Origin of the sequence: Bradyrhizobium sp. HKCCYLRH3073, assembly GCF_051167995.1 — a bacterium.
In the GTDB taxonomy this organism is placed as follows: Bacteria; Pseudomonadota; Alphaproteobacteria; order Rhizobiales; family Xanthobacteraceae; genus Bradyrhizobium.
Map to the genome: position 1 here is coordinate 277,145 of NZ_JBNPUD010000008.1, position 13,040 is coordinate 290,184.

Annotated in this window: 11 protein-coding genes; 7 read left to right on the forward strand and 4 right to left on the reverse strand. The window is 67.1% G+C overall.

The features are described from left to right. Window positions 1-152: 152 nt before the first annotated feature. Genes ACQR1X_RS20505 through ACQR1X_RS20515 form a run of 3 tightly spaced genes read right to left on the reverse strand, consistent with a single transcriptional unit; the run spans window position 153 to window position 2,575 of the window. On the reverse strand, window positions 153-347 hold the full coding sequence (locus tag ACQR1X_RS20505; RefSeq protein ID WP_434899465.1) for a DUF2783 domain-containing protein: 195 nt from the start codon (window positions 345-347) through the stop codon (window positions 153-155). Then, on the reverse strand, window positions 344-1,981 hold the full coding sequence (locus tag ACQR1X_RS20510; protein ID WP_434899466.1) for an FAD-dependent oxidoreductase: 1,638 nt from the start codon (window positions 1,979-1,981) through the stop codon (window positions 344-346). The genes ACQR1X_RS20505 and ACQR1X_RS20510 overlap by 4 nt, the downstream gene beginning before the upstream one ends. 51 nt (window positions 1,982-2,032) lie before the next feature. Next, entirely contained in the window at window positions 2,033-2,575 is a 543-nt protein-coding gene (locus ACQR1X_RS20515; RefSeq protein WP_434899467.1) for a VOC family protein, read from the reverse strand. Between the two features lie 137 nt (window positions 2,576-2,712). Between ACQR1X_RS20515 and ACQR1X_RS20520 the strand changes: the two genes are divergently transcribed. Both ACQR1X_RS20520 and htpG read left to right on the forward strand, forming a co-directional pair. After that, window positions 2,713-3,231, forward strand: coding sequence for a MarR family winged helix-turn-helix transcriptional regulator (locus ACQR1X_RS20520; protein WP_315802695.1), 519 nt, complete (start codon window positions 2,713-2,715; stop codon window positions 3,229-3,231). A gap of 68 nt (window positions 3,232-3,299) precedes the next feature. After that, entirely contained in the window at window positions 3,300-5,171 is a 1,872-nt protein-coding gene (htpG, locus tag ACQR1X_RS20525) for a molecular chaperone HtpG (RefSeq protein WP_315802696.1), read from the forward strand. A gap of 26 nt (window positions 5,172-5,197) precedes the next feature. Here the strand turns inward: htpG and ACQR1X_RS20530 are convergent, their stop codons facing one another. After that, window positions 5,198-6,184 carry a Bug family tripartite tricarboxylate transporter substrate binding protein gene (locus ACQR1X_RS20530; RefSeq protein ID WP_434899468.1) on the reverse strand — a complete coding sequence of 329 codons (987 nt, stop codon included), beginning with the start codon at window positions 6,182-6,184 and terminating at the stop codon, window positions 5,198-5,200. A 176-nt stretch (window positions 6,185-6,360) separates the two neighbouring features. Here ACQR1X_RS20530 and ACQR1X_RS20535 point away from each other — a divergent pair, with 176 nt between their 5' ends. The 5 genes from ACQR1X_RS20535 to ACQR1X_RS20555 all read left to right on the forward strand — a co-directional run bounded on the left by ACQR1X_RS20535 (window position 6,361) and on the right by ACQR1X_RS20555 (window position 13,031). Next, entirely contained in the window at window positions 6,361-8,166 is a 1,806-nt protein-coding gene (locus ACQR1X_RS20535; RefSeq protein ID WP_434899469.1) for a long-chain-acyl-CoA synthetase, read from the forward strand. 127 nt (window positions 8,167-8,293) lie between these two features. Next, window positions 8,294-8,539, forward strand: a complete 246-nt coding sequence (locus ACQR1X_RS20540) for an acyl carrier protein (protein WP_315802699.1) — start codon at window positions 8,294-8,296, stop codon at window positions 8,537-8,539. Then, a complete protein-coding gene (locus ACQR1X_RS20545) occupies window positions 8,526-9,914 on the forward strand; it encodes a class I adenylate-forming enzyme family protein (protein ID WP_434899470.1) in 1,389 nt (462 codons plus the stop codon). The genes ACQR1X_RS20540 and ACQR1X_RS20545 overlap by 14 nt, the downstream gene beginning before the upstream one ends. Next, window positions 9,907-10,638 carry an SDR family NAD(P)-dependent oxidoreductase gene (locus ACQR1X_RS20550; RefSeq protein ID WP_316179664.1) on the forward strand — a complete coding sequence of 244 codons (732 nt, stop codon included), beginning with the start codon at window positions 9,907-9,909 and terminating at the stop codon, window positions 10,636-10,638. Before ACQR1X_RS20545 ends, ACQR1X_RS20550 begins: the two co-directional genes overlap by 8 nt. A 98-nt stretch (window positions 10,639-10,736) precedes the next feature. Then, complete coding sequence (locus tag ACQR1X_RS20555; RefSeq protein ID WP_434899471.1) at window positions 10,737-13,031, forward strand: heavy metal translocating P-type ATPase; 2,295 nt, start codon at window positions 10,737-10,739, stop codon at window positions 13,029-13,031. Window positions 13,032-13,040 lie beyond the last annotated feature (9 nt).

Here is a 13,040-nt window from a genome sequence, read left to right on the forward strand (position 1 = left end):
GGATCGGATCACGAGCCGCAACGTGCGCAGGCGCGCGAACTCCGCACCGGCGCAGGACGCGCCGACTGGTCTCTCTGTCTGCCGCAAACCGTGGTGAGCCGGCTTTGATCGGGATCAAATCCGGCTGCCGATGTGACGTGTTGCGGCCTGCGTTAGCCGGCGGGCGAGCGCGCCAGCCGGATCGCCGCGCTGAGGACGGCGCGGTCGCCGATGTGGTTGGCGAGCAGCAGCACCAGCCTGGCGTTCATGCGCTGCGCATCGTCCTCGCTGAGGTCGCGCTGGCCGCCGATCAGTTCGGCGTAGAAGCCGTCGGGGTCGCTGATGTTCGGGGTGAGGGTCAGGCTCATGCCGCAAGCTCCTGTTGGGCCGTGCTGTGCCTGCCGCAGGCGCGCCGGACCGCGTCGGTGATGGCGTCCGCGTCGAACTGCGGCCAACGGGCGGCGACATATTGATCGGGCCGGAACAGATAGGTCGTGCCGGGCGATGCGCCGTAGCGCGCCGCGAGCAGGCCCTTCGGGTCCGCGATGTCGCGGCCGACGACGATCACGCGGACAGCCATGCCGTCGATGGCGAGCTGTTCGGTCGTGATCGCGTCGTCGAACGAGACGATCGTGAAGCCGGAGCCGAGACAGTTCAGGAGCCAGCCGGGCTGACCGGCGATCGTCACCGGCGCATCGGCCGCATTGGTGCCCGGCATCATCGCGCCAGGGACGATCCCGCCGTCAGGCGTGTTCAGCGACGAGGTGACGTAAGGCGTCGGCGTCGACAGCCGGCCGCTGTTGACCAGCGGCCGCGCGAAGCTGTGGTGCTGCGCGAGGTCGAGCACGGCGTTGCGGAAATGGCGGCTCGCTTGCGTCTTCGGCGTGATGAAATCAGTCGCCCGCGTCGAGTTCAGAATATTGTCGTCGGCAGCATAAGCGCGTTCCTCGTGATAGCTGTCGAGCAGGTTCTCCGGCGCCTCGCCACGCAGCACCAGAGCGAGCTTCCAGGCGAGATTGTCGATGTCCTGCACGCCGGTGTTGGCGCCGCGGGCGCCGAACGGCGACACCTGATGCGCCGCATCGCCGGCGAACAGCACCCGGCCATGGCGGAAATTGTCGATCCGGCGGCAGGCGAACTGATAGATCGACACCCATTCGAGCTCGAAGTCGACGCTCGCGCCGAGCATCGCGCGGATACGCGGGATCACGCGCTCGGGCTTCTTCTCCTCGTCCGGATCGGCGTCCCAGCCGAGCTGGAAGTCGATGCGCCAGATGTTGTCCGATTGGCGATGCAGCAGCACCGACTGTCCCGGATGGAATGGCGGGTCGAACCAGAACCAGCGCTCGGTGGGGAAGTCCGCCTTCATCCTGACGTCGGCGATCAGGAAGCGGTCCTGGAAGAACTGGCCGGTGAACTCGGCGCCGACCATCCGGCGGGTGTCGGAATTGGCGCCGTCGCAGGCGATCACCCATTGCGCCTCCATGGTGAAGATGCCGTCGGGCGTCTCCACCGCGAGCTGCGCGCAATCCTCGCTCTGCTTCAGGCTGACGAGGCGATGCTTCCAGCGCAGATCGACCAGCGGGCTCCTGCTGCAGGCGTCGACCAGGATCTCCTCCAGATAGTATTGCTGCAGGTTGATCATCGCCGGCCAGCGGTGGTCGGGTTCGGGCAGCAAATCGAACTGATAGGAGAGCTGGTCGCGGAAGAACACCTTGCCGATGTTCCAGCTGACGCCCTTCTCGACCATCGGCGCTGCGCAGCCGAGCCGGTCCCAGATCTCGAGCGGGCGCTTGGCGTAGCAGACGGCGCGGGAGCCGATGCTGACGGTGTCGTTGTCATCGAGCACGACGACCGGCTGGCCGCGGGCGGCGAGATCGAGTGCCGCCGTCAGGCCGATCGGCCCGGCGCCGATTACGACGATCGGATGCCGCCGGAGCGTGCCGCTCCTCTGCTCTGCCGAGCAGACATAGGGAAATCGCGGATAGACATAGTTGCTCATGGCTGCCTCGGCTGGCGCGTTGCGGTCGGGACTATCGGGAGGAGCAAGCGCTCAGTCGCTGCCTGCGAATTCCTTCTCGTGCATCCAGGCGGTGTGCCGCGGCGGCTTCTTGGTGGTCGCCCATTCGTCGACCATGGCGTGGGCGACAGACTTCATCCGGGCGATCTGCTCGGGCGTCGCGGTCCAGGCCGCGATCTCCAGCCGGTGGCCGCTGGGATCATGGAAATAGATCGACTTGAAGATGGTGTGGTCGGTGATCCCGACGACGTCGAGGCCGGCGGCCTCGGCGCGCGCCTTGGCTTCCTCGAGCTCGTCCATGTCCTTGACCTGGAAGGCGATGTGCTGAGTCCATTCCGGGGTGTTCGGATCGCGTCCCATCGGCGGCGAGTTCGGCAGCTCGAAGAAGGCGAGGATGTTGCCGTTTCCGGCATCGAGGAAGATGTGCATGTACGGATCGGGCGCCTTGGTCGAGGGCACCTTGTCCTCGGCGATCGCGCCGAGCAGGTCCATGTTGAGGACCTTCTTGTAGAACTCGACGGTGGCCTTGGCGTCGACGCAGCGATAGGCGACGTGATGAATCTTCTCGATCTGCACGATGGTCCTCCCATGATCATTGTTGGCAGGATAGTAACGAATGATACGATTGTGTGGCTTTGATCCAGATCAACCCGATGTGGATCGGATCGAGGTCGCCGGGACGAGCGCCTGGAACGGACGAAGGCAGGGATGAGATGACGAAGGTGGCCAACGAGACCCGCGGCCGGACAAATGGAGAGGGGGCCGCCGAGCCCGAGCTTCGGCTGCAGCGCTATTTTCCCTACCGGCTGGCCCGGCTCGCCGAGCAGGTGTCGCTGGCGGTGGCGGAGGTCTATGCCGACCGCTTCGCGCTGTCGCGCCAGGAATGGCGGATCCTGGCGGCGCTCGGCGAGCAGCCGCGGCTGCCGACCAAGGAGATCGGCCGGCTGACGACGCTCGACAAGATGAATGTCAGCCGCGCCATGCAGAGCCTGGAGGCCCGCGGCATCGTCAGCCGGAGCCGCGATCCCGCGGACGGCCGCGAGCGGATCGTGGCGTTGACGGCTGCCGGCAGAGGGCTGTACCGCAGGATCGTGCCCCATGCGCTGGCGCGCGAGGCCGATCTGCTGAGCGTGCTTTCGGCCGCCGAGATCGCGACCCTCGACACGGTCATCGACAAGCTGCTCGCGGCCGCCGAACGATCGGTCGACGATCCCCCTGGCCGAAAGGCTTGATCGGTGCCGCCGCCGCGCTATATCGACGGTCTCTCTCCTCCCCTGATAGCATGGGCCAACGTACGACGATGACCGACACCGCCACCGTTAGCCATTCCTTCCAGGCCGAAGTCTCCGAGCTGCTGCATCTGATGGTGCATTCGGTCTACTCCGAGACCGACATTTTCCTGCGCGAGCTGATTTCGAACGCCTCGGACGCCTGTGACAAGCTGCGTTACGAGGCGATCGCCAGACCCGATCTGATCGGCGACGGCGAGCCGCCGCAGATCCGCATCATCCCGAACAAGGCCGCCGACACGCTGACCATTGCCGACAGCGGCATCGGCATGGAGCGCCAGGAGCTGATCGACCATCTCGGCACCATCGCCCGCTCCGGCACCAAGGCGTTCGTGCAGAAGCTGGCCGAGGCCAAGGACGGCACCGGCCTGATCGGCCAGTTCGGCGTCGGCTTCTATTCGGCCTTCATGGTCGCCGACCGCATCCAGGTGATCAGCCGCCGCGCCGGCGGCGGCGAGGTCTGGACCTGGACCTCGTCGGGCGGGGCGGGCTTCGAGGTGGCGCCCGCGTCCGAGGAGGATGCCAAGCGGGTTGCGCGCGGCACCGAGATCGTGCTGCACCTCAAGGACGACGCGAAGAAATATCTCGAAACCTATGAGATCGAGCGCATCGTCACCGCCTATTCCGACAACATCCAGTTCCCGATCATGCTGGTGCCGGAGGAGGGCGAGCCGCGCCAGATCAACTCCGCCAGCGCGCTGTGGCAGCGCTCCAAATCCGAGCTGACGCCGGAGGACTACAGCAAGGCCTACAAGTCGATCGCGCATGCGTTCGACGAGCCGGCGATGACGCTGCACTACCGCGCCGAGGGCCGCTATTCCTATGCCGTGCTGCTGTTCGCGCCCTCGACCAAGCCGTTCGACCTGTTCGAGCCGGCGCGCAAGGGCAAGGTCAAGCTCTATGTCCGCCGCGTCTTCATCACCGACGACGCCGACCTGATGCCGGCGTACCTGCGCTTCATCCGCGGCGTGATCGACAGCGAGGATCTGCCGCTCAATCTGTCGCGCGAGATGCTGCAGAACAATCCGCAGCTGGCGCAGATCCGCAAGGCGGTGACGACGCGGGTGATCAGCGAGCTGGAGCAGCTGGCCGAGAAGGACGCCGAGAACTTCGACAAGATCTGGGACTCCTTCGGCGCCGTCATCAAGGAGGGACTCTACGAGGACTTCGAGCGCCGTGACAAGCTGCTGGCGCTGGCGCGCTTCACCACGACGACCGGCGAGAAGCGCTCGCTGAAGCAATATGTCGAGGGCCTCAAGGAGAACCAGACCGAGATCTACTTCCTGGTCGGTGACAGCATCGAGCGGCTGAAGTCCAATCCGCGGCTCGAGGCGGCCAAGGCACGCGGCGTCGAGGTGCTGCTCTTGACCGATCCGGTCGATGCGTTCTGGACCTCGGCGCGGCTCGAATATGACGGCAAGCCGCTGAAGTCGCTGAGCCAGGGCGACATCAACTTCGATCCGATCCCGGTGACGGAGCCGAAGGCCGAGGACGAGGCGCAGCCGGCGGCCGACGAGGCCAACACGATCGCGTTGATCAAGGCGAGCCTCGGCGATCACGTCACCGACGTGAAGGTCTCGACCCGGCTCACCACCAGCGCGTCGTGCCTGGTGGCCGGCAGCCATGGTCCCGATCGCGAGCTGGAGCGCATCCTGTCGCAGCAGGCGCGCGGGGCGCGCACCAAGCCGATCCTCGAGATCAATCTGCGCCATCCGCTGGTCGTGGCGGTCGCCAAGGCCGCCGCCGACAAGGCCAAGGTCGACGATCTGTCGTTCCTGCTGCTCGAGCAGGCGCAGATCCTCGACGGCGAACTGCCGGAGGATCCGGCCGCCTTCGCGGCCCGTCTCAACCGGCTGGTGCTGCAGGGCGTCGCGGGGGCCTGAGGCAGGCGGGTCGCCGGGCGCGGAGGTCAGTTCTTCGCGCTCACCTGCGGCACCAGCTTGCGCCAGTGCATGATCTCGGCGCGGTAGGTCGCGGTGTAGACGCCGACGTCGCCGATGAGCGGCGTGGCGCCGACCTCGGCGAACTGCCTGCTGATGTCGGGATCGGCCAGCGCGGCGTTGATCTCGCGGTTGAGCAGCTCGACGATGGCTTTCGGCGTGCCGTGCGGCACGGCGACGCCATAGAAGCCGGAGGTTTCGAACGCCGGCAGCACGTCGGCGACCGGCGGCAGATCGGGGAAGGCGGCGGCGTGCTCGCGCGTCGTGACGGCCAGCGCCCGGACCTTGCCGCTGCGCAAAAGGTCGACGGCGGAAGCGGCGTTGTCGAACATCGCGTGGATGTGGCCGGAGGCGAGGTCGGTCAGGGCCGGACCCGAGCCACGATAGTGCACAGTCGACCACGTGAGGCCGCCGAGTGTCCGGAACAGCTCGGCCGACAGCAGCTGGACGGTGCCGGGACCGGCGGAGCCGACGCTGAGCTTGCCCGGGTTGGCCTTGGCATAGGCCAGGAATTCGGGCAGCGTCTTGACAGGCAGCTGCCGGCTGACCAGCAGCAGCAGCGGCATGCGCGCCATGCCGGCGACCGGCGTGAGGCCTTCGTCGGTGTTCGGCGAGCCGTCGGTCGAGGCCGTGATGACGTTGGCGGTCGAGGTCGCAAGAATCGTATAGCCGTCCGGCGCGGCGCTCGCGACGCTCTTGGTGGCAGTGGCGCCGCCCGCACCCGGCCGGTGATCGAGCACGAAGGGCTGGCCCAGGCGGCGGGTCAGCCGGTCGCAGATCAGGAGCGACAGCCGGCCGGTGGCTCCACCCGGGGCAAACGGAATGACCCAGGTGACCGGCTGAGCCGGATAGGGCGCATCAACTCCGGCGAACGCCGTGGTCGAAGTCATGGCTGCAACACTGCTCCAGGCGGCGCAGCGCAGCAATGCGCGTCGTGTCATCGTGTCCTTGGGCATGCCGGCCTTCGCGTTGGCATGTTCTGGGAGCGGTACGCTAACCGGCATTTCCGAGAACTTCGTAAAGGATCGCATTCGCATCAACAGCCACGCACTCTCGGCCGGTTAACCCTCCCGATTAACGGCTGGTGAGGCCACACCGCCTATAAGCACGCCGAATTGGGGTGAGGGCGTTCATGAACTCCGGGCCGTCGGATCGATCTGTGGAACTCAGCACGGCCTCTCGGAAGCCGTCGGCGGCGAAGATCTGGCTGAAGGCGATCGAGCTGACCTCGCGCATCGAGGCAGAGCCCACGCGGCTGTTCGCCGACGTGGTGGACGACTGGGCTGCGAAGCAGCCCGAACGGCCGGCGCTGGTCTCCGATCGCGAGACGCTGAGCTATTCCGCCCTGTCTGCGCGCATCAACCGATACGCCCGCTGGGCGTTGGCCAACGGCATCGGGCCTGGCCACACGGTCGCCTTGATGATGCCGAGCCGGCCCGACTACTTGGCCGCGTGGCTCGGGATCAGCCGCGTCGGCGGTGTTGTTGCGCTCATCAACGCCAATCTCATCGGACCGTCGCTCGCGCATTGCATCAATGTGGCCCGGCCAATCCATGTGATCGTCTCCAAGGACTTCCACGAAGCCTATACGGAGGTTGCGCCGTTGATCGCGGGCGGGCCGCGTGTCTGGTTTGCCGACGGCGGCGATCTCGACGTCGCGATCGCCGCGATGGATACGCACGCGCTCGATGCAACCGAGCGCCGCGCCGTGACGATCAACGACCGCGCGCTGCTGATCTACACCTCCGGCACGACGGGCCTGCCCAAGGCCGCGAGCATCAGCCATCGCCGCATCATGAACTGGGGGGGATGGTTTGCCGGCCTCACCGGCGCAGGTCCCGACGATCGCCTCTATGACTGTCTGCCGGTCTATCATTCCGTCGGCGGCATCGTCGCGCCCTGCAGCATGCTGCGCGCCGGGGGAGCCGCGGTGCTCGCCGAGAAATTCTCGGCGCGCAATTTCTGGCGCGACATCGTCCGTCACGATTGCACGCTGCTGCAATATATCGGCGAGCTCTGCCGCTATCTGCTGGCCGCCGCGCCGTCCGATTTCGACCGCGCCCATCGGCTGCGGCTCGCCTGCGGCAACGGCATGCGCGGTGACGTCTGGGAGGCGTTCCAGGCGCGTTTCCGCATTCCTCAGGTGCTGGAATTCTATGCCGCGACCGAAGGCAACTTCTCGCTCTACAATGTCGAGGGCAGGGTGGGATCGATCGGGCGCGTGCCGTCGCTGCTCGCGCATCGCTTTCCCGCCGAAATCATCAAGCTGGACGCCGACCAGCGCGCACCCCTGCGCGGAGCTGACGGACGGTGCCTCGTCTGCACGCGCGGCGAGATCGGCGAGGCCATTGGCCGCATCGGTACGGCGGACAAGGGAGGCGGTCGCTTCGAAGGCTATACCGATACGGGCGAGACGGAGAGGAAGATCCTGCGCGACGTCTTCGAGAAGGGCGACGCCTGGTTCCGCACCGGTGACCTGATGCGCCAGGACGACCAGGGCTTCTTCTATTTCGTCGATCGTCTCGGCGACACCTTCCGCTGGAAGGGCGAGAACGTCGCGACCAGCGAGGTGAACGAGGCGATCCTGCAATGTCCCGGCGTGTTGGAAGCATCGACCTATGGTGTTGTCGTGCCGGGGACCGATGGGCGCGCCGGGATGGCCGCGCTCGTCGTCGGCGACAGCTTCGATCTCGATCGTCTCTCCGTCGAACTTGCCCGAAGGTTGCCGTCCTACGCGCGGCCGGTGGCGCTCCGCATCACGTCGTCGCTGCAGTCGACTGAAACATTCAAGCAGAAGAAGCAGGAGCTGATGCGCGACGGCTTCGATCCGTCGGTCGTGCACGAGCCGCTCTACGTGCGAGACGCCGGGACAGGTGCATATTACCCGCTCGATCGCGATCTGCATGCGCGGATCCTCGCCGGCGAGGTTCGTTTGTAGGTGATTTTAATCATAGGCCATGATGGGCATTTACCAACGGTCCCGAAACATCGCGGGCCAGTCCGGGTTCCTTCACCTTCTGGCCCTATGGTCGGTTTCATCGTTTGAACAGTGAGCGGATTGGCCCATGTCGGTACGGTTAAGAATCATTGCAGCGATCAAGCAGATTGCGGAAGAACAGAAGGTCAAGCTGCCGCCGCTGACCGACGAGCTGACGTTGCATGAGACCGGCTTCGACTCGCTCGCTTTCGCCATCCTGGTCGCCCGTCTCGAGGACGATCTTGGCGTCGATCCGTTCACCCTGTCCGAGGATGTGACGTTCCCCAACACGATAGGCGACTTCATCGGGGCCTATGAGAATGTCCCCGCGTGAGATCTTCGCCCTTCGCGACCATCTCGGGACCGCGCTGACCGAACGGACGATCTCCGATCCGCGTCACGTCATATCGCTCGCCGAGCTCTCGCGCGGAAGCAGCCTCGGCGGCCGCACCGAAGAGCTCAACGGACGTTCGGTGCTGCTGGCGCCCTCCGGCCAGCTCCTCGCCGGCCTTGCGCTGATCGAGATCGATGGCGTCGCACGACGTCTCCTGTTGTGTCCGCCGGATCTCAAGGGCGAGCACCTCGCCAGCATCATTGCCGATGCTGACATCGACGCCATCGTGACCGATGAGGTCCAGCGTTTCGACGCCTGCGGCGTCGATCTCGTGATCGAGGTCGCCCTGCCGCAGCCCTCTGCCGCCGTCGTGCAGACGGTGCGCGCCACCGAATGGCTGATGCTGACATCAGGCACATCGGGCGTGCCAAAGATTGTCGGGCATACTCTGGAGGGTCTGTGCGGCGCGGTCATCGGCGACCGTCCGGTACCCGGCGAAGCCATGCCGGTGTGGGCGACGTTCTACGACATCCGCCGCTATGGCGGCCTGCAGATCTTCCTGCGTGCCGTCGTCGGCGGCGGCTCCATGGTATTGTCGGATCCGGACGAGGGGCTGTCGAACCACGTCGCGCGTCTCAACGCACGCGGCGTCACGCACATGTCCGGAACGCCGTCGCATTGGCGCAAGCTGCTGATGAGTGGGTCGGTGGACGCCTTCGCGCCGCGCTATGTGCGTCTCTCCGGCGAGATCGCCGACCAGGCCGTGCTCGACGGATTGAAGCAGGCATTCCCCGGCGCTTCGATCGGTCATGCCTATGCCTCGACCGAGGCCGGCGTTGGCTTTGCGGTCAATGATGGGCTGGAGGGTTTTCCGGCGGCGCTGCTCGGCGAAGGCCGCGGGGCCGTCGACATGAAGGTCACGGACGGCTCGCTGCGCATTCGCTCCAAGCGCGCCGCGCACGCCTATGTCGGACGCGCTGCGGCCGCCCTGACCGATACGGATGGTTATGTCGACACCGGTGACATGGTCGAGTTGCGCGGCGATCGCTACTACTTCGTCGGGCGTCGCAACGGCATCATCAATGTCGGCGGGCTCAAGGTCCATCCGGAAGAAATCGAGGCCGTGATCAATGGCCATCCCGAGGTGCGGATGTCGCGCGCCAAGTCGCGGCGCAGCCCGATCACCGGCGGCATCGTCGTCGCCGAGGTCGTGCTGACGGCGGATGCCGATCCGGCGCGGACCGAGACGGTTCGCAATGAGATTTTCGCCGCGTGCCGCGCGCGCCTCGCGCCCCACAAGGTGCCGGCGATGATCCGTGTCGTGCCGGCGCTCGACGTCACACCGGCCGGCAAGCTGGCGCGCGCCGATGCGTAACGTTCTCGTCACCGGCGGCAGCCGCGGCATCGGGCTCGCCATCGCGCGCAGGCTCGCTGGCGCTGGCTATGACGTCGTCACGGTGGCCCGCCGGGAAAGCGAGGAACTGCGCGCTGCGATCGCCGAGTTCAGCGCCAGCAGCGCCGGGATTCATTTCCGCGCCTGTGATCTCAGCGTCGTCGACGAACTTCCGGCCTTCGTGAAGTCGGTCCGCGACGAGTACGGTCCGCTCTACGGTCTCGTCAACAATGCCGGTCTCGGCACCGAAGGGCTGCTGGCGACCATGCACAATTCGGAGATCGAGGCACTGGTGCGGCTGAACGTGCTGGCACCGATGATCCTGACGAAATATGTCGTTCGCCACATGATGGCCGCGGGCGAGGGGCGGGTGATCAACATCTCCTCGATCATCGCCTCCACCGGCTACAACGGCCTGTCCGTCTACGGCGCGACCAAGGCGGCGGCCAACGGCTTCACGCGCTCGCTGGCGCGCGAGGTCGGCAAGGTCGGCATCACCGTCAACGCGATCGCACCGGGCTTCATCGCCACCGAGCTGACGCAGAGCATGGACGAGGAGCAGCAGCGGCGCATCGCCGGCCGCAGCGCGTTGCGACGGCTGCCGGAAACGGATGACGTGGCGGCGATGGTTGAATTCCTGCTCGGCGACGGCGGGCGCAATGTCACCGGCACCGTGCTGACGGTCGATGCAGGCAATACCGCCTGAGCCATTTGCGGCGATCGGTCGCTCTCGCCGTTGATTTCGCTCAAGCACCCGACGGGCGGCAGCAGCGATAGTGTCCGCGCAATCCGGAACCGGCATCCATGTTCGAGCGCATTATGCGGTGGACCCTCGTCGCGATCGCAATCGCGGGCCTCGCCGCGGGCGGCCTCGCGCATGTGCTCGGTCGCCCCGATCTTGCGGGGATCGCGTTCACGGCATCGACCGTTCCTGTCATCCTCGGGCTGATCGTCTCGATCGTCCGCGATGTCCTGGCCGGCCGCATCGGCGTCGACGCGATCGCGCTGGTGTCGATGAGCGCGGCGATCATCCTCGGCGAGCCGCTGGCCGGCGCTGTCGTGGCGCTGATGTATTCCGGCGGCAACGTGCTCGAAGACATTGCCGTCGCCCGCGCCGAGCACGATCTGCGCGCGCTGGTCGATCGCGCGCCGCGCGAGGCACATCGCCGCCGTGGCGACCAGATCGACAACGTTCCGATCGCCAGCGTCGCGGTCGGTGATCGCCTGATGGTCCGCGCCGGCGAGATCGTCCCGGTCGATGGCATGGTCGAAGCGACCATCGCGGTCGTCGACGAGTCGGCGCTCACGGGGGAGCCGATCCCGGTGACGAAGACGCGCGGGATGGCGATCCTGTCGGGATCGGTGAATGCCGGCGACACGTTCGAAATGGCGGTCACCGCCACTGCGGGCGAAAGCACCTATGCCGGCATCGTCAAGCTGGTGACGACGGCCCAGACCGCGAAGGCGCCGTTCGTGCGGCTTGCCGACCGCTATGCGCTGATCTTCCTGCCCGTCAGCCTCGCCATCGCGGGGGCCGCCTATCTGGCTTCGGGCGATCTGATCCGGAGTCTTGCCGTGCTGGTGGCGGCAACGCCGTGCCCGCTGATTCTCGCTGCACCCGTCGCTTTCATTGCCGGCGTGGCGCAGGCGGCCCGAAGCGGCATTCTGGTCAAAGGCGGCGGCAAGCTCGAGGCGCTCGCGCGCGCCCATACCGTACTGTTCGACAAGACGGGCACGCTGACCGTCGGCGGCGCGCGGCTGCTGTCGGTCGACGCCGCACCGGGCGAGGACGCCGATGCGGTGCTGCTGCTCTGCGCATCGCTCGAGCAGGCCTCGCACCACGTGGTGGCGCACGCGATCGTTCAGGCCGGCCAGGCGCGCGGGCTGAAGCTGAAGGTGCCCGAACAGGTCAGAGAAACCATGGGCTCGGGCCTCAAAGGTCTGATCGATGGCCGCCCCGTGATGGCCGGCTCGCGCGACCTCGTGCTCGGCAGCCGGACGCCGCCGCCCTGGGCGGCGCGCGCGATCCGCCGGGCGTCGTGGCGGTCGGCGCTGATCGTCTTCGTTGCGATCGAGGGGCGCCCGATCGGGGCGCTGCTGCTGGCGGACGAACTGCGCGCGGATACGCCGCGCGCGATCCGCTGGCTCCGCGAGGCCGGCATCGCGCGCATGGTCATGGTGACCGGGGACCGCGCCGCGGCCGCCCAGGCGATCGGCGCGGCGCTCGACCTCGACGCCGTGCTGGCGGACCGTGTCCCCTCCGACAAGGTGGAGGCGGTCAAGAGCGAGCAGCGGCTGCATCCCACCATCATGGTGGGTGACGGCATCAACGATGCTCCGGCGCTGGCCTCCGCCGACGTCGGCATCGCGCTCGGCGCCCGTGGTGCCAGCGCCTCGTCGGAAGCCGCCGACGTGGTCATTCTCGCCGATCGGCTCGATCGCGTCGGCGAGGCGATCGTGATCGCGCAGCGCGCCCGACGCATCGCCCTGGAGAGCATCTTCGTCGGCATGGGCTTGTCGTTCGTGGCGATGGGGGCCGCGGCCTTCGGCCTGCTGCAGCCGGTGCCTGCGGCCCTGGTCCAGGAAGCCATCGACGTCGCCGTCATCCTCAACGCGCTCCGCGCCCTGTTCCCGGCCGGCCGCAGCAAGGCCGGCCGGATCACGGCCGAAGACGGCCGAGGGCTCAGGCATGATCACCAGGCGCTGCTGCGCGGCCTCGACCGCCTGCGCGCGATCGTCGATGCGCTCGACGAAGCCCCGCCCGACGGCGCCGTGGCGCTGATCATGGAGGCGAACGGCGTGGTGCAGGACAAGGTCGTGGCGCATGAGCGCGACGACGAGGGATCGGTCTATCCGAAGCTTGCGCGGCTCCTGCAGGAGAGCCACGGCCTGTCGGCAATGAGCCGCGCGCATCGCGAGATCCTGCATCTGGCGCGCCTGCTCGGCCGGCTGGTCGAGGATCTGCCGTCCGAACATGTGGACCGCTATCTGATCCGCGATGCGCAACGGGTGATCGAGGCGATCGAGACGCTGGTCCGCATGCACACGGCGCAGGAGGACGACATCTACGAGGCCGTAGTGGCGCGCTCGGCCGCCTGAGCCGTTCGC

Bases quoted from the DNA above. Each gene is read 5' to 3' on its own strand.
- ACQR1X_RS20505 (WP_434899465.1), bottom strand. From the start codon at position 347: ATGAGCCTGACCCTCACCCCGAACATCAGCGACCCCGACGGCTTCTAC.
- ACQR1X_RS20510 (WP_434899466.1), bottom strand. From the start codon at position 1,981: ATGAGCAACTATGTCTATCCGCGATTTCCCTATGTCTGCTCGGCAGAG.
- ACQR1X_RS20520 (WP_315802695.1), top strand. From the start codon at position 2,713: ATGACGAAGGTGGCCAACGAGACCCGCGGCCGGACAAATGGAGAGGGG.
- htpG (WP_315802696.1), top strand. From the start codon at position 3,300: ATGACCGACACCGCCACCGTTAGCCATTCCTTCCAGGCCGAAGTCTCC.
- ACQR1X_RS20530 (WP_434899468.1), bottom strand. From the start codon at position 6,184: ATGCCCAAGGACACGATGACACGACGCGCATTGCTGCGCTGCGCCGCC.
- ACQR1X_RS20535 (WP_434899469.1), top strand. From the start codon at position 6,361: ATGAACTCCGGGCCGTCGGATCGATCTGTGGAACTCAGCACGGCCTCT.
- ACQR1X_RS20540 (WP_315802699.1), top strand. From the start codon at position 8,294: ATGTCGGTACGGTTAAGAATCATTGCAGCGATCAAGCAGATTGCGGAA.
- ACQR1X_RS20545 (WP_434899470.1), top strand. From the start codon at position 8,526: ATGTCCCCGCGTGAGATCTTCGCCCTTCGCGACCATCTCGGGACCGCG.
- ACQR1X_RS20550 (WP_316179664.1), top strand. From the start codon at position 9,907: ATGCGTAACGTTCTCGTCACCGGCGGCAGCCGCGGCATCGGGCTCGCC.
- ACQR1X_RS20555 (WP_434899471.1), top strand. From the start codon at position 10,737: ATGTTCGAGCGCATTATGCGGTGGACCCTCGTCGCGATCGCAATCGCG.